Source organism: Pseudomonas sp. IPO3778 (assembly GCF_013386825.1).
In the GTDB taxonomy this organism is placed as follows: Bacteria; Pseudomonadota; Gammaproteobacteria; order Pseudomonadales; family Pseudomonadaceae; genus Aquipseudomonas.
Window position 1 is genome coordinate 411,342 of the sequence record NZ_JACARC010000034.1, and the last position, 14,172, is coordinate 425,513.

Sequence of the window (14,172 nt, forward strand, 5' to 3'; positions counted from 1 at the left end):
GCTTCGCAGCCCAGCGGGAGCAAGCTCCCTCGCCACAGTAAGCATTCTCACCCCATGAATTGGGGTGCAGCCATCAAGCCTTCGGCTTTTTCTTCGGCTTCAAATACTTGGTCAACCCCTGGAACCAGATCACCAGCGCCGGGTTGCCCTTGATCTGGATCAACTTGTCCTGAATCCCCGTCATGAACGCCAGTTGCTTGTTCTTCGCTTGCATCGTGGCGAAGCCGTAGGCGGCGTCTTTAAAGGCGATAGCAAATGCAGGCGCGGGATGAACACCCGAACGGCTGGTGATGCGCTGGTCTTTGACGATGAAGTGACGGGCAACCTTGCCGTCGAGGGTCTGCAGCTGGAACGCCAAGTCCTTGTCACCCAACTGCTGCTGGAACGCAGGATTGGTGCGGCTGGCTTTGCCCATCAACAGGCCAAGCATCCAGAGAAGAAAACGAAATTTCATGCACACGGCCTCAGTGTAATTATTGGGTGGCCGGAGCAGTTTAACGATTTGTGCAAATAACGCTACCGATCTCCCGTTTTAGCAGGAGATCGGCTAGCGTTTACCGCTTATAGCAACAACTTGCCTTAGACGTCAGGGCAAGGAACCGGTGCCCAGTCAACCAGGTCCGGATCGCGGCAGGTGCCTTCGATCTGCGCTTTACCGGCGCTGGCGACCTGCTTGCTTTCAGCGTGCTTGGTCTGGGCGGTCTGGAGGGTTTTCTCGGTGGCGACTGCTTCTTTCGGCACGGTTGGCAGCACCACGACAATGGCAATCCACTGGGCCAGACGCGTTTCATCTGGGATGGTTTACGCCTACTGCAGGAACACAAACACAGCCAGACCAGCCTTTATGGTTATGAAGGGGAAAGCTACGAACCTCTGGCCCGAATAGACGATACCGGGTCGCTGCAAAAAATCCGCTACTACCACAATGATCTGAACGGGCTCCCTGAGCAGTTGACCGAGACCGATGGACACACACTCTGGCCGGCCAGTTACCAAGTGTGGGGCAATACGTCGGAGGAGGTTCACGAGCCTTACTACCTTGAAGAGCAGAACCTACGATTTCAGCGACAGTACCTGGATCGGGAGACGGGGCTGCATTTCAATACATTTCGGTTTTATGATCCGGATGTGGGGCGTTTTACAACGCCCGACCCTGCTGGGCTAGCAGGCGGTTTTAACCTTTATCAGCATTCTCCTAATCCGTCGGGATGGATCGATTCGTTGGGATGGGCACCTTGCGGCTCACAACTGCCAAGCTTCAGGCACACGCCAATGCCGCTAGAAAGGCTGTTTACAGTAACCCTCAACGCTCGCTGACCCCGAAACAAAGAGCAGCAGTAAAACGAGCCTATGACAGCGGTGATCTCGGACAAGCACGTTCACGCTATCGTCGGTATGTAGGGCAGAGAATAGATACAGACTTCAAAACAAGAGTGAAAAATGCCCCATCATTGGGGCATTTGGAGGTATCAAAATCAGGGCAACGTCTACCCGATGTGTATGAAACTAAAAAACCTGGTGGGATCTCACGACGAAGGCTGACCGGAAAAGAGGCACGCATCAGCGGCGTTACGGGGACTGGGGCAATGGTTATGAAGGAATATTATGGTGAGTGAAAAAATTCCATCAAAAGTGCTGTCTGGTGTTGAGCAGGACGGACTCGTTTTGCCTAAAAAAACACGCTTTGAAAACGAGCTCATCAGTGGTTGCAAACTGAAAAACGCGAAACTCTGCGATCCGATTTTTGATCAATGTGTTCTGGAAAATTGCGACTTTGAGAAAGCTGACTTTTCCGGCTCGCGATTCTTCAATAAAACATCCTTGACCCATTGCTCGTTCAAGAATACGGATTTTCAAGCATCCGGTTTCAGCAATAGCAAATTTGAGAACTGCACGTTTGTGAAATGCAACTTTCGAGAAGCATCGTTGAAGGATTGCACCTTTGCAAACTGCACCTTCTCTCAATGCAAAATCATTGATAACTCATTTAACGCAAAAAATATCACCCACATTAAATTTATTGGAAAACTCCAGGAAGTAAATTTCATATCAGACCAGGCCTACACCCCACTTTCTGCAGACTTTGAACTTTGCAAACTCGATTATGTAACCTTTGAAAACTGCAACTTAGAAAACATCACTGCCCCCACCGAGGCCAAGCACATTTTTTTCAAGGACGTGGCAGCCCGTGCAAAAAAAGCACTCACTATCATATCTTCTGAACCTGAAAGCCAGATCAATAAAATATTAAAGCGACGACTGTTAAATCTCACAACTCAACGAGGTGCCGTTTTCAACACTGACAATCTAGAAGATTATGAAGGCGTGGAATTCACCGCACGATTTATTTCACTTCTTCAGGATGCTTAGGCAATACAAAGGGGGAAGACAAGTTATCGACGTCTACGCGCTGCAATCACTCAGCGACGACTCATCCGGCCAAGTAAGAAAAGGCATTTTATACCAACAAAAAATGGGCACCCGACCCAGTCGGCGTGCCCATTTTTCATCCCGCGCTCACACTCGCATGTGCGTAGCGCGTGCTCTGTTACTTACGGATTGACGCTGTCTTTAAGCGACTTGCCTGGCTTGAACGCCACGGTGTTGCTCGCCTTGATTTTCACCGGCTCGCCGGTTTGCGGGTTTTTGCCGGTGCGGGCGCCGCGGTGGCGCTGCAGGAAGGTGCCGAAGCCGACCAGGGTGACGCTGTCCTTGCGATGCAGCGCGCCGGTGATTTCTTCGAGTACGGCGTTGAGTACGCGGTTGGCCTGTTCTTTGGTCAGGTCTGCTTTTTCAGCAATAGCGGCTGCGAGTTCTGGTTTACGCATAAGTGAAGCCTCTTTGACGGTTTTTTGTTGTTATGTCCGTGCTGCTCTCTTTCGGAGCAGCGCCCAAGGCGCCGCAGGCTCTACTCTGCGGCAGACGGGAGTGAGGATGGCATGCCATCGGGGCCTGCGCCAGTCTCACGGCGACCTTTCTACGGTCAAAATGATGCTTATTCCGACAGAACGACCAGCATTTACGCCAGCAACGGCGGAAGTTCTTTGTTGAGGGCCAGTTTTTCCATTACGGCGCTGCCGGTCAGGGCATAACCCAGCAGGCGCCCGCTGCCGTCGCGGCATAGGGCCTTGATGTCGCCGCCCTGCCCTTCGACGCTCCACACGCCTTCGGTGCCCCGTGGCGGTGGCGAGACGACCAGCGGGCAGACCGGGGTTTTTACCGTGACCGGCATCGGGCCGTAGCTGACGGCCGTCGCGTTGCCCGCCAGGGTCTGGGCCAGGGCGCGGGCGCAGCTCATCAGCGGCATCACGTACAGCAGGTTCAGGCCATCGACCTCGGCACAGTCGCCCAGGGCGTAGATGTTCGCGTGGGAGGTCTTGAGGTGGCGGTCCACCATGATCCCGCGGTTGATCTGCAAGCCGGCGGCCGCAGCCAGGTCCACCCGCGGGCGCAGGCCGATGGCGGACACCACCAGGTCGCACTGGATCACTTCACCGTCAGACAGGTGGGCTTCCAGGCCTTCAGCGTTGCGTTGCAGGCGATTGAGCACCGGGCCCAGGTGGAAACGCGCCCCCAGGCCTTCGAGCCCGGCCTGCACCGCTGCGGCCGCCGCCGGGTGCAGCAGGGTCGGCATGACTTGCTCGCACGGCGCCACCAGGTCGATCTCGTAGCCGCCGAGGATCAGGTCGTTGGCGAACTCGCAACCAATCAACCCGGCCCCCAGCAGCAACACCCGGCGTTTACCCGCCGCCGCCGCCCGGAAGCGTGCGTAGTCTTCGAGGTCGTTGATCGGGAAAATCAGGTCGGCAGCGTCGCCCTGTACCGGCACCCGCACGGTTTCTGCGCCCCAGGCCAGGATCAGGTCGCGGTAGGCCACCGCTTCCTCACCGATCCACAAGCGCTTGTGGCCCGGGTCGATGCCGCTGATGCGGGTGTGGGTGCGCACTTCGGCCTTTAACTGCTCGGCCATGGCACCGGGTTCAGCCATGCTCAGGCCGTCGGCTTCCTTGTTCTTGCCAAAGCCGGTGGAGAGCATGGGCTTGGAGTAGGAGCGCCCGTCATCTGCGGTGATCAGCAACAGCGGGGTTTCGCTATCGAGCTTGCGAAACTCCCGAGCCAGGTTGTAACCGGCCAACCCCGTGCCGACGATCACGACAGGTGCGTTCATTCCTCTCTCCTTGTAGTTAAATTCTGGATTCAGCCGATTTCGATCATTTCGAAATCCATTTTGCCCACGCCACAATCCGGGCACAGCCAGTCTTCGGGGACGTCCTGCCACAGGGTGCCCGGAGCGATGCCGTCATCCGGCCAACCGTCTTTTTCGTCGTAGATCAGGCCACAGACGATACATTGCCACTTCTTCATTACGTGTTTCCTCAGGGTCCAGGCGTGTTGGCCGACGGTCGATAGATCCAGCCTTGCCGTGCGGCTCAGGGCGTTTTGTACTGATCGGCACGCGCAGATGCAAGCGTGATCGACGCATGGCCCTGGCGCGCCCCGGCAAAAGTTCAGGGCACCATGGTAAGCTCGCCGCCTCATTAACTGCCAATAATGACCCTCCGTGCCGCATTCAAACGCCCTTCCCGATGCTTGCCGATGGCTGGCCCAGAGCCTTCTGAGCCCACTGCCCGCGCCGCTGACACTCAACTGGCTGTTCGATGAAGGTTCGCTGACCCGGCGTCTCACACGCCTGTCCGGCGGTGGCTTCAGCGTGACGCCGCTGTTCGAAGGCTGGCAGCCACTGCGAGACGACGAATGCGCCGCCCTGGCCTTGCCGGCCGCCAGCATGGGCTGGGTGCGCGAGGTGTATTTGCGCGGCCATGGCCAGCCGTGGGTGTTTGCCCGCAGCGTGGCGGCCCGCAGCGCTTTGCAGGGCGACGGTTTGCACATGGATGAGTTGGGCAGCCGGTCGCTGGGGGAGTTGCTGTTTTGTGACCACGCCTTCACGCGCCAAGCCATTGAGGTGTGCCGCTATCCACGGGAATGGCTGCCCTCGGCGGACCAGGCCGATCACCTGTGGGCGCGGCGCTCACGCTTTGATCGCGGGCCGCTGAGCGTGCTGGTGGCCGAAATCTTCCTGCCGACCTTGTGGCAAGCCGTGCACGATCACCCGGAGAATTGCTGATGTACCAGCGCCTGCTCAAATCCCTGAATCACTTGAACCCCAGGGCCTGGGACTTCGTTCAACTGACCCGCATGGACAAGCCCATCGGCATTTACCTGCTGCTGTGGCCCACGCTGTGGGCGCTGTGGATTGCCGGCAAGGGGTCGCCATCGCTGCTCAATATCCTGATCTTTGTGCTCGGCGTGGTACTCACCCGGGCCGGCGGTTGCGTGATTAATGACTGGGCCGACCGCAAGGTCGACGGCCATGTGAAACGCACCGAACAGCGCCCGCTGGTGAGCGGTAAGATCAGCTCGAAAGAGGCGCTGGTGTTCTTCGCGGTGCTGATGTTCATCAGTTTCCTGCTGGTGCTGCTGACCAATTCCATGACGATCTGGCTGTCCCTGGGCGGCCTCGCGCTGGCGGCCAGCTATCCGTTCATGAAGCGCTACACCTATTACCCGCAGGTGGTGCTGGGCGCTGCGTTCTCCTGGGGCATGCCGATGGCGTTCACCGCCGAGACGGGCAGCCTGCCCGCTGCGGCATGGCTGTTGTACATCGCCAACCTGCTGTGGACGGTAGGTTACGACACGTACTACGCCATGACCGATCGCGACGACGACCTGAAAATCGGGGTCAAATCCACGGCCATTCTGTTTGGCGATGCCGACCGGGTGATCATCCTGACGCTACAGGGCCTGGCGCTGGTGTGCCTGTGGCTGGCGGGGCTGCGTTTCGAGCTGGGCGGCTGGTTCCACCTGGGTTTGCTGGCAGCGGCCGGGTGTTTTGCCTGGGAGTTCTGGTACACCCGGGACAAGGACCGGCTTAAATGCTTCAAGGCGTTTTTGCACAACCACTGGGCCGGGTTGGCGATTTTTGTCGGGATTGTGGCGGACTACGGGTTTCGGTGAAGGGCCACGCCCCTCACCGTTAACCGGTTGACTCAGGGCTTGGCGACCTTCCAGGCCCCGTCCATTTTGCCTTCGCCGGTCATGTCGCCGGCCTTCTTGTCCATGACGAAGGTGTAGAGCGGCTTGCCACTGTAGGCCCATTGGCTTTTCTGGTCGTCACGGGTGATGACGGTCCACTTGCCCATGGGCTTGGCGGTGGAGTCCGCCATCAACGGCGGCCAGTTGGTGGCGCACTTATCGTTGCACATGGACTTGCCGTCGGAATCCTTGGCGAAGGTGTAAAGGGTCATGCCCTTGTGGTCCACCAGCATCCCGTCTTTGGTCATTGCCGGGTCCGCGGCAAAGGCCAGTGTCGGCAACGTTAACGCAGCCGTTACCAGCAGGGCTTTCCAAGAAAAAGTACTGTGAGTCATGGGAACCTTCCTTTTGTGGTTGTCAGGATTCGGACCCAAAGCGTAGTCCAGAGAGGCACCGATTGCCCAAGCGACTAAATTACTGTCACACGACTGCAATAATTCCGTTATCTAATGCGGCGCAAGACAGTTAAATGACAAGAGGATTTAGCATGGTTGGCAGGAGCATTCTGATCGTTGACGACGAAGCGCCCATTCGCGAGATGATCGCCGTTGCGTTGGAAATGGCCGGCTATGACTGCCTGGAGGCGGAGAACTCCCAGCAGGCCCATGCCATTATCGTCGACCGCAAGCCGGACCTGATCCTGCTGGACTGGATGCTGCCCGGCACCTCCGGCATCGAGTTGGCCCGCCGCCTGAAGCGCGATGAGCTGACCGGGGATATCCCGATCATCATGCTCACCGCCAAGGGTGAAGAGGACAACAAGATCCAGGGCCTGGAAGTCGGTGCCGATGACTACATCACCAAGCCCTTTTCCCCACGGGAACTGGTCGCCCGTCTGAAAGCCGTGCTGCGTCGCGCCGGCCCTACCGATGGTGAAGCGCCGATCGAAGTCGACGGCCTGATTCTGGACCCGATCAGCCACCGCGTGACCATTGACGGCAAGCCGGCCGAGATGGGCCCCACGGAATACCGCCTGCTGCAATTTTTCATGACCCACCAGGAACGCGCCTACACCCGTGGCCAGTTGCTGGACCAGGTCTGGGGCGGCAACGTGTATGTGGAAGAGCGCACCGTCGACGTGCATATCCGCCGCTTGCGCAAAGCCTTGGGCGACGCTTACGAGAATCTGGTACAAACCGTGCGCGGCACCGGCTACCGGTTCTCCACCAAAGGCTGAACCGCACCGAACTGCCCAAACAGCTGAAAGGACGCGTGTTTAAGTGAATCAAAACTGGCATGGCACCCTGATCCGCCACATGCTCCTGCTGATCACCGGCTGCCTGCTGGTGGGCCTGGTCAGCGGCTATTACGGCTGGAGCCTGGCCGTCGGCCTGGGCCTCTACCTGGGCTGGACCCTCAAGCAATTGCTGCGCCTGCACGAGTGGCTGCGCCAGCACAAACCCGACGAAGCGCCACCCGACGGCTACGGCCTGTGGGGCGAGGTGTTCGACAGCATCTACCACCTGCAACGCCGCGACCAACGCGTACGCGGACGCCTGCAAGCGGTAATCGACCGGGTGCAGGAGTCCACTGCCGCCCTGAAAGACGCGGTGATCATGCTCGACAGCGACGGCAACCTCGAATGGTGGAACCGCGCCGCCGAAACCCTGCTGGGCCTCAAGACGCCCCAGGACAGCGGCCAGCCGGTGACCAACCTGGTTCGCCACCCGCGCTTCAAGGAGTACTTCGAGCAGGACAACTACGAAGAAGCCCTGGAGATCCCGTCGCCGACCAACGACCGCGTGCGCATCCAGCTGTACCTGACGCGCTACGGCAACAACGAACATTTGATGCTGGTGCGCGATGTCACCCGCATCCATCAGCTGGAACAGATGCGCAAGGATTTCGTCGCCAACGTCTCCCACGAACTGCGCACGCCGCTGACCGTGATCTGCGGCTACCTGGAAACGTTGCTCGACAACGTCGAGGACGTAAACCCCCGCTGGACCCGCGCCCTGCAGCAAATGCAGCAGCAAGGCTCGCGCATGCAGACCCTGCTCAACGACCTGCTGTTGCTGGCCAAGCTGGAAGCCACCGACTACCCCTCGGACAACCACCCGGTGCCAGTGGAAAGCCTGTTGCAGACCATCAAGAGCGACGCCCAGGCGCTGTCCGGGCAACGCGAACAGAACATCACCCTGGACGCCGACCCGTCGATCCTGCTCAAGGGCAGCGAAGGCGAACTGCGCAGCGCCTTTTCCAACCTGGTGTTCAATGCCGTCAAATACACCCAGGACAAGGGCAACATCCGCGTCCGCTGGTGGGCCGATGACCAGGGCGCACACCTCAGCGTGCAGGACTCCGGGATGGGCATCGACGCCAAGCACTTGCCGCGCCTGACCGAACGTTTCTACCGCGTGGATTCCAGCCGTAACTCCAACACCGGCGGCACCGGACTCGGCCTGGCCATCGTCAAGCATGTGCTGCTGCGCCATCGCGCACGGCTGGAAATCAGCAGTGTGCTGGGCCATGGCAGCACCTTCACCTGCCATTTCCCGCCGGCCCAGGTGACGCGTTCACGGGTGATTCATCAGGACGAGTGACCCTCCACCCGGCAGCCGCCACTAGGCAAGCGCCCCGTCAGCCGCTACATTGGCTGACTTGTGCCTGCCTTTCAGGCCCACCTGCTAACCCTTATTGATTAGACGGAACCCGCAAAACCCCATCATGGACCCTTCCCCTGGCATCACCCTCGCGACACTCTTCGCCGACTTCGGCATGATTCTTTTTGCACTGATCCTGGTACTGCTCAACGGCTTCTTCGTTGCGGCGGAATTTGCCATGGTCAAACTGCGCTCGACCCGGGTCGAGGCCATCGCCCACAAAAACGGCTGGCGCGGGCAGATCCTGCGCACCGTACACAGCCAGCTCGACGCGTACCTGTCGGCCTGCCAGTTGGGTATCACCCTGGCATCCCTGGGCCTGGGCTGGGTCGGTGAGCCGGCCTTCGCGCACATCCTCGAGCCATTGCTGGGCGCGATCGGCGTGCAATCGCCGGAAGTGATCAAGGGCGTGTCGTTCTTTGCCGCCTTCTTCGTGATCTCCTACCTGCACATCGTGGTGGGTGAACTGGCGCCCAAGTCCTGGGCCATCCGCAAGCCTGAGCTGCTGTCGCTGTGGACTGCCGTGCCGCTGTACCTGTTCTACTGGGCCATGTACCCCGCGATTTACCTGCTCAACGCCAGTGCCAACGCCATCCTGCGCATTGCAGGCCAAGGCGAGCCTGGCCCGCACCACGAACACCACTACAGCCGCGAAGAACTGAAACTGATCCTGCACTCCAGCCGTGGCCAGGACCCGAGCGACCAAGGCATGCGTGTACTGGCCTCCGCCGTGGAAATGGGCGAGCTGGAAGTGGTGGACTGGGCCAACTCCCGGGAAGACCTGGTGACCCTGGACTTCAACGCCCCGCTCAAGGAAATCCTGGCGCTGTTCCGTCGCCACAAGTTCAGCCGCTACCCGGTGTACGACGCCGTGCGCAACGAGTTCGTCGGCCTGCTGCACATCAAGGACCTGCTGCTGGAACTGGCGGCCCTGGACCACATCCCCGAGTCGTTCAACCTGGCTGAACTGACCCGCCCGCTGGAGCGCGTTTCGCGTCACATGCCGCTGTCGCAATTGCTCGAGCAGTTCCGCAAGGGCGGCGCGCACTTTGCCCTGGTGGAAGAAGCCGACGGCAAGATCATCGGCTACCTGACCATGGAAGACGTGCTCGAAGTGCTGGTAGGCGACATCCAGGACGAACACCGCAAGGCCGAGCGCGGCATCCTCGCTTACCAGCCGGGCAAGTTGCTGGTGCGCGGCGATACGCCGTTGTTCAAGGTGGAGCGCCTGCTGGGCGTCGACCTGGACCACATCGAAGCCGAAACCCTGGCAGGGCTGATCTACGACACCCTGAAACGGGTACCGGAAGAGGAAGAAGTGCTGGAGGTCGAAGGCCTGCGGATCATCATCAAGAAGATGAAAGGGCCGAAAATCGTGTTGGCCAAGGTGCTGCTGCTCGACTAGGGCACACCCCCTGTAGGAGCGAGCTTGCTCGCGAAGGACGTTAACGATAACGCTGGGGTCCTGACACCCGGCAGCGCCCTCAGGTTTTTCGCGAGCAAGCTCGCTCCTACAAAAGCCTTACCGCGTGCCCAACGCAAAGTTGGGCAACGCCTGCACCGGCTGGTTGAATTCATACGGAATCGACACTCGCCCCACCGCCGTCGTGCGCAGCACCACAGCATGCAGATGCGGCCCGCTGCTTTAGCCGGTGTTGCCCCACAGCGCCAGCGGGCTGGCTACCGCCACACGCTGCCCTTCCCTGACGCTGACCGAGCCTTGCTTGAGGTGCAGGTACACGCCTTGCGTGCCGTCATCGTGCTGCACCCGCACGAAATTGCCCGATGGATCGCTGCCGCGCCCGGTTTGGGCACTCTCGGTTTTCACCACCACACCTGCGCGCGCCGCGATGATCGGCGTGCCTTCAGGCATGGCGATGTCCATTGCGTAGCGGACTTTCAGGCCGGCAGTGGTGTGAAACAGATATCCACGTCCATATGGGCCGCAGCGGACAAATTGACCAAAGCATCCAGTGAGAACTTGTCGATTTTCCCGCCCAGAATGTCATTGAGGCGCGGCTGGCTGATGTGAAGCCTCTGGGCCGCGTCCTTCTGGGAAAGCTCCCACCTGCGAATGGTTTTGCACAGTTCCAGAAGCAGCTTTGAGCGCAAACGCATGTTGGCTGCCTGCTGGGGAGTATCCTCCAGGGCATCCCAGACGCTGCTGAAACGTTCTGATTGAATCTTTTGGTCTGTCATGGCTTTAACCTAACTCCTGCAGCCTGGTGCGAGCCAATTCGATATCCCGCATTTCGGTTTTCTGAGTGGTCTTGCGCAACGCATGCAGCACATAGATGGCCTCAGGCCGGTTGACCACATAAAAAACCCGAGAAGCGCCTGACTCGTCGAAAACCCTGATCTCATGAACCGGCCGATGGTCTTCATCGGATTACAGTCAAAAGGCTGTTCACCCTGCTGCAAGAGATCCAACTGAAAACCAGCCGCTCGTCGCGCATCAAGCGGGAACGACTTCAGATCCTTGAGTGAGCTTCCCACAAACACCACGTCCTTGTGCCTCGGCATCCACTTCTCCCTTTCAGGAAAGGAGAAGCGTAATAGACGATGCAGCTCATGCCGCGAGCGGTGTGTTTCAAGGCGTAGCGAACAACCGACAACGACAGTGCGTTAACGAAAAGTTATATCGAAACCGATATAAATCAAGCCGGACACCGAGAATCAGACGGTTGGCCGATTCCCGGTATTGGAAGAAAAATCACGCACCCGGCACAAAATGCTTCTGCGCGGTGCCGCGGGCAATCAGCCGTGAGATGTAGTCGAGCTTCTGCGCGTCCTGGTCGATAAACCGGAAGGTCAGTTGCAACCAATCACTGTCCGGCTTGGGCTCGTAAGCCACGACGGCGTGCAGGTAGCCATTCAAACGGGCCACTTCAGCGTTCTCGCCCTGCTCCAGGTCGAGCACGGCGCTTTCCAGTACCTGAGGCAGGACTTCACCGCGACGCACCACCAGCAGCGCCTCCTTGATGCTCAAGGCCTTGATCACACATTGCTGGGTGCCGCTGGACAGGCGCAACTGGCCCTGGCCACGACCGCCGGCAGGCGATGCTGCAGAAGCGACCTGCACCGGCGGGCTGTTGAGCAGGCCTTTGCTGGGCGCGGCCACCGGAGCCGGCTTGACCGCCTCAGGCTTGCCCCCCGTCAGGGCGCTGAGGGAATCGTTGCCGAACGCCGAGTTCATCTTGGTCGGCGCGCTGGCGATCAACGCGTCGAGGCGACCAATCTTGTTGAGTGCCTGCTTGACCTTGTTCAGCAGCTGTTCATTGGTGAAGGGCTTGCTGACGTAGCCGGAAACCCCGGCCTGGATCGCCTGTACCACGTTTTCCTTGTCGCCACGGCTGGTCACCATGACAAAAGGCATGGCCTTCAGATGAGGTTGTTCACGGCACCAGGTCAACAGTTCCAGGCCAGACATCTCCGGCATTTCCCAGTCGCACAGCACCATGTCGAAGGTTTCGCGCATCAGGATGGCCTGGGCCTTTTTGCCGTTCACCGCATCTTCGATCTTGATTCCCGGGAAGTAGTTGCGCAGGCACTTCTTCACCAGGTCGCGAATAAACGAGGCGTCATCCACCACCAACACACTGACTTTGCTCATCGACCCTTCATCCTATAAAAACCCCGGCAAGCATAACGCTTCGCTGATGGCATTTTGCCAAAAATTCAAACACCACAAACGAAAACGCCCGACCAAGGGCCGGGCGTTTATTTCTCGGGCAATCTTACTTATCGTCAGGAACGCCCGGAACATTAGGGATTTGATCGGCGGTGCCTTCAACTTCGGCTTTCATGCGCTTGAGGCCCATGTGCCGCACGTCGGTACCCCGGACCAGGTAGATCACCAGTTCCGAGATATTGCGCGCGTGGTCGCCGATGCGCTCCAGGGACCGAAGCACCCAGATGATATTCAACACCCGCGAGATAGAGCGCGGGTCTTCCATCATGTAGGTGGCCAACTCACGCAAGGCGGTCTTGTATTCGCGGTCGATGATTTTGTCATACTGGGCCACTGACAACGCCAGCTCAGCGTCAAAACGGGCAAACGCATCGAGGGCATCACGGACCATGTTGCGCACCTGGTCACCGATGTGGCGCACTTCCACATAGCCCCGCGGCGCTTCGCCTTCTTCGCACAACAGGATCGCGCGACGGGCAATCTTCGTCGCTTCATCACCGATGCGCTCCAGGTCGATCACCGACTTGGAGATGCTGATGATCAAACGCAGGTCGGACGCCGCCGGCTGACGACGGGCCAGGATGCGCAGGCATTCTTCGTCGATGTTGCGTTCCATCTGGTTGATCTGGTCATCAATCTCGCGCACTTGCTGGGCCAGGCCCGAGTCGGCCTCGATCAGCGCGGTGACGGCGTCGTTGACTTGCTTCTCCACCAGCCCGCCCATGGCCAGGAGGTGGCTGCGCACCTCCTCAAGCTCGGCGTTGAACTGCGCGGAGATGTGATGGGTAAGGCCTTCTTTGCTAATCATGTTGGCGTCCTTGGAACGTCCAGTAAGGTGCGGTTGACCGCAGCATCAGTTCAGTGAGCAACCCGTCACCTGCTAGCCGTAGCGACCGGTGATGTAGTCTTCGGTCTGCTTCTTCGCCGGGTTGGTGAACAGGGTATCGGTGTCGCCAAATTCCACCAGTTTGCCCATGTACATGAACGCGGTGTAGTCGGAAACCCGCGCCGCCTGTTGCATGTTGTGGGTCACGATCACGATGGTGAACTTGGATTTCAGTTCGTAGATCAGCTCTTCGACTTTCAATGTGGAGATCGGGTCGAGTGCCGAGCACGGTTCGTCGAGCAGCAGCACTTCCGGCTCCACGGCGATGGTACGGGCGATCACCAGACGTTGCTGCTGGCCGCCGGACAAACCAAGGGCCGACTCGTGCAGGCGGTCCTTGACCTCATCCCACAGTGCCGCGCCTTTCAACGCCCATTCAACGGCTTCGTCGAGGATGCGTTTTTTGTTGATGCCCTGGATGCGCAGGCCGTAGACCACGTTTTCGTAGATGGTCTTGGGGAACGGGTTGGGCTTCTGGAACACCATGCCCACCCGGCGACGCAGCTCGGCCACGTCTTCACCCTTGCGGTAGATGTTGGTGCCGTAGAGGTTGATCGCGCCCTCGACGCGGCAGCCGTCCACCAGATCGTTCATCCGGTTGAAGGTACGCAGCAAGGTCGACTTGCCGCAGCCCGACGGGCCGATAAAGGCGGTCACGCGCTGCTTGGGGATATTCATGCTGACGTCGAACAGCGCCTGCTTGTCGCCGTAGTACAGGCTCAGGCCCGGGACTTCGATGGCGACGGTTTCCTGGGCCAGGCTCAGGCTCTGCTTATCGCGACCCAGGGCGGACATGTTGATGCCGTGGGAATGGGTTTCATGTTGCATGGGATGCTCCCTGTGCTACCAATTCGTTTCATTGAACCGCCGGGGCGGCTTACTCAAAATCTGTGTCCAGC

At 59.1% G+C, this 14,172-nt stretch carries 16 protein-coding genes and 4 pseudogenes; 8 read left to right on the forward strand and 12 right to left on the reverse strand.

What is annotated here, in order from left to right:
* Positions 1–73: 73 nt before the first annotated feature.
* Together HX855_RS18130 and HX855_RS18135 are read right to left on the reverse strand one after the other, a co-directional pair.
* A complete protein-coding gene (locus HX855_RS18130) occupies positions 74–454 on the reverse strand; it encodes a helicase (protein ID WP_177086512.1) in 381 nt (126 codons plus the stop codon).
* A gap of 125 nt (positions 455–579) precedes the next feature.
* Positions 580–753 (reverse strand): annotated as a pseudogene (locus tag HX855_RS18135) (type VI secretion-associated lipoprotein TagQ); the annotation flags it as partial.
* Between HX855_RS18135 and HX855_RS33895 the strand changes: the two are divergent.
* From HX855_RS33895 to HX855_RS18145, 3 genes and pseudogenes are all read left to right on the forward strand, one after another.
* A pseudogene (locus HX855_RS33895) lies at positions 748–1,239 on the forward strand (RHS repeat-associated core domain-containing protein); the annotation flags it as partial. The pseudogenes HX855_RS18135 and HX855_RS33895 overlap by 6 nt on opposite strands.
* Entirely contained in the window at positions 1,227–1,616 is a 390-nt protein-coding gene (locus tag HX855_RS33900; protein WP_256353029.1) for a hypothetical protein, read from the forward strand. The pseudogene HX855_RS33895 and the gene HX855_RS33900, both read left to right, overlap by 13 nt.
* Entirely contained in the window at positions 1,609–2,370 is a 762-nt protein-coding gene (locus HX855_RS18145; RefSeq protein ID WP_177086510.1) for a pentapeptide repeat-containing protein, read from the forward strand. The genes HX855_RS33900 and HX855_RS18145 overlap by 8 nt, the downstream gene beginning before the upstream one ends.
* 182 nt (positions 2,371–2,552) lie before the next feature.
* Here the strand turns inward: HX855_RS18145 and HX855_RS18150 are convergent, their stop codons facing one another.
* The 3 genes from HX855_RS18150 to HX855_RS18160 form a co-directional block, all read right to left on the reverse strand.
* Positions 2,553–2,828, reverse strand: coding sequence for an HU family DNA-binding protein (locus tag HX855_RS18150; protein ID WP_003213368.1), 276 nt, complete (start codon positions 2,826–2,828; stop codon positions 2,553–2,555).
* A 191-nt stretch (positions 2,829–3,019) separates the two neighbouring features.
* Positions 3,020–4,168, reverse strand: coding sequence for an NAD(P)/FAD-dependent oxidoreductase (locus HX855_RS18155; protein WP_177086507.1), 1,149 nt, complete (start codon positions 4,166–4,168; stop codon positions 3,020–3,022).
* 29 nt (positions 4,169–4,197) lie between these two features.
* Positions 4,198–4,365, reverse strand: a complete 168-nt coding sequence (locus HX855_RS18160) for a rubredoxin (protein ID WP_017476746.1) — start codon at positions 4,363–4,365, stop codon at positions 4,198–4,200.
* Between the two features lie 196 nt (positions 4,366–4,561).
* Between HX855_RS18160 and HX855_RS18165 the strand changes: the two genes are divergently transcribed.
* Positions 4,562–5,125 (forward strand): chorismate lyase, encoded by a 564-nt coding sequence (locus HX855_RS18165; protein ID WP_177086505.1) that lies wholly within the window; start codon positions 4,562–4,564, stop codon positions 5,123–5,125.
* Entirely contained in the window at positions 5,125–6,015 is an 891-nt protein-coding gene (ubiA, locus tag HX855_RS18170) for a 4-hydroxybenzoate octaprenyltransferase (RefSeq protein ID WP_177086503.1), read from the forward strand. The genes HX855_RS18165 and ubiA overlap by 1 nt, the downstream gene beginning before the upstream one ends.
* A gap of 32 nt (positions 6,016–6,047) precedes the next feature.
* On the opposite strand, the gene HX855_RS18175 is transcribed toward ubiA, so the two are convergent.
* Complete coding sequence (locus tag HX855_RS18175; RefSeq protein WP_177086500.1) at positions 6,048–6,428, reverse strand: hypothetical protein; 381 nt, start codon at positions 6,426–6,428, stop codon at positions 6,048–6,050.
* A gap of 152 nt (positions 6,429–6,580) precedes the next feature.
* Here HX855_RS18175 and phoB point away from each other — a divergent pair, with 152 nt between their 5' ends.
* The 3 genes from phoB to HX855_RS18190 all read left to right on the forward strand — a co-directional run bounded on the left by phoB (position 6,581) and on the right by HX855_RS18190 (position 10,101).
* Positions 6,581–7,270: a phosphate regulon transcriptional regulator PhoB gene (gene phoB / locus HX855_RS18180; protein WP_003195617.1), complete on the forward strand. Its 690-nt coding sequence runs from the start codon at positions 6,581–6,583 to the stop codon at positions 7,268–7,270.
* A gap of 79 nt (positions 7,271–7,349) precedes the next feature.
* The gene (phoR, locus tag HX855_RS18185) at positions 7,350–8,636 is read left to right on the forward strand and encodes a phosphate regulon sensor histidine kinase PhoR (protein ID WP_218175864.1); all 1,287 of its coding nucleotides are present in this window, start codon (positions 7,350–7,352) and stop codon (positions 8,634–8,636) included.
* A 124-nt stretch (positions 8,637–8,760) separates the two neighbouring features.
* Positions 8,761–10,101 carry a hemolysin family protein gene (locus HX855_RS18190; RefSeq protein ID WP_076013189.1) on the forward strand — a complete coding sequence of 447 codons (1,341 nt, stop codon included), beginning with the start codon at positions 8,761–8,763 and terminating at the stop codon, positions 10,099–10,101.
* A gap of 117 nt (positions 10,102–10,218) precedes the next feature.
* On the opposite strand, the pseudogene HX855_RS18195 reads toward HX855_RS18190, so the two are convergent.
* The 6 genes and pseudogenes from HX855_RS18195 to pstB form a co-directional block, all read right to left on the reverse strand.
* Positions 10,219–10,602: pseudogene (locus HX855_RS18195) on the reverse strand (M23 family metallopeptidase); the annotation flags it as partial.
* Positions 10,596–10,895, reverse strand: a complete 300-nt coding sequence (locus tag HX855_RS18200) for a helix-turn-helix domain-containing protein (RefSeq protein WP_177086496.1) — start codon at positions 10,893–10,895, stop codon at positions 10,596–10,598. The pseudogene HX855_RS18195 and the gene HX855_RS18200, both read right to left, overlap by 7 nt.
* A gap of 4 nt (positions 10,896–10,899) precedes the next feature.
* A pseudogene (locus HX855_RS18205) lies at positions 10,900–11,219 on the reverse strand (type II toxin-antitoxin system RelE/ParE family toxin).
* A gap of 190 nt (positions 11,220–11,409) precedes the next feature.
* Positions 11,410–12,309, reverse strand: coding sequence for a response regulator (locus tag HX855_RS18210; RefSeq protein WP_177086494.1), 900 nt, complete (start codon positions 12,307–12,309; stop codon positions 11,410–11,412).
* Positions 12,310–12,433: 124 nt separating this feature from the next.
* Positions 12,434–13,195, reverse strand: a complete 762-nt coding sequence (phoU, locus tag HX855_RS18215) for a phosphate signaling complex protein PhoU (protein WP_177086492.1) — start codon at positions 13,193–13,195, stop codon at positions 12,434–12,436.
* Between the two features lie 72 nt (positions 13,196–13,267).
* Complete coding sequence (gene pstB, locus HX855_RS18220; protein ID WP_065883786.1) at positions 13,268–14,101, reverse strand: phosphate ABC transporter ATP-binding protein PstB; 834 nt, start codon at positions 14,099–14,101, stop codon at positions 13,268–13,270.
* Positions 14,102–14,172 lie beyond the last annotated feature (71 nt).

Coding starts and splice junctions, on each gene's coding strand:
- HX855_RS33900 (WP_256353029.1), top strand. CDS start 1,227: ATGGGCACCTTGCGGCTCACAACTGCCAAGCTTCAGGCACACGCCAAT.
- phoB (WP_003195617.1), top strand. CDS start 6,581: ATGGTTGGCAGGAGCATTCTGATCGTTGACGACGAAGCGCCCATTCGC.
- HX855_RS18175 (WP_177086500.1), bottom strand. CDS start 6,428: ATGACTCACAGTACTTTTTCTTGGAAAGCCCTGCTGGTAACGGCTGCG.
- phoR (WP_218175864.1), top strand. CDS start 7,350: ATGCTCCTGCTGATCACCGGCTGCCTGCTGGTGGGCCTGGTCAGCGGC.
- HX855_RS18210 (WP_177086494.1), bottom strand. CDS start 12,309: ATGAGCAAAGTCAGTGTGTTGGTGGTGGATGACGCCTCGTTTATTCGC.
- ubiA (WP_177086503.1), top strand. CDS start 5,125: ATGTACCAGCGCCTGCTCAAATCCCTGAATCACTTGAACCCCAGGGCC.
- pstB (WP_065883786.1), bottom strand. CDS start 14,101: ATGCAACATGAAACCCATTCCCACGGCATCAACATGTCCGCCCTGGGT.
- HX855_RS18190 (WP_076013189.1), top strand. CDS start 8,761: ATGGACCCTTCCCCTGGCATCACCCTCGCGACACTCTTCGCCGACTTC.
- phoU (WP_177086492.1), bottom strand. CDS start 13,195: ATGATTAGCAAAGAAGGCCTTACCCATCACATCTCCGCGCAGTTCAAC.
- HX855_RS18160 (WP_017476746.1), bottom strand. CDS start 4,365: ATGAAGAAGTGGCAATGTATCGTCTGTGGCCTGATCTACGACGAAAAA.
- HX855_RS18155 (WP_177086507.1), bottom strand. CDS start 4,168: ATGAACGCACCTGTCGTGATCGTCGGCACGGGGTTGGCCGGTTACAAC.
- HX855_RS18150 (WP_003213368.1), bottom strand. CDS start 2,828: ATGCGTAAACCAGAACTCGCAGCCGCTATTGCTGAAAAAGCAGACCTG.
- HX855_RS18200 (WP_177086496.1), bottom strand. CDS start 10,895: ATGACAGACCAAAAGATTCAATCAGAACGTTTCAGCAGCGTCTGGGAT.
- HX855_RS18130 (WP_177086512.1), bottom strand. CDS start 454: ATGAAATTTCGTTTTCTTCTCTGGATGCTTGGCCTGTTGATGGGCAAA.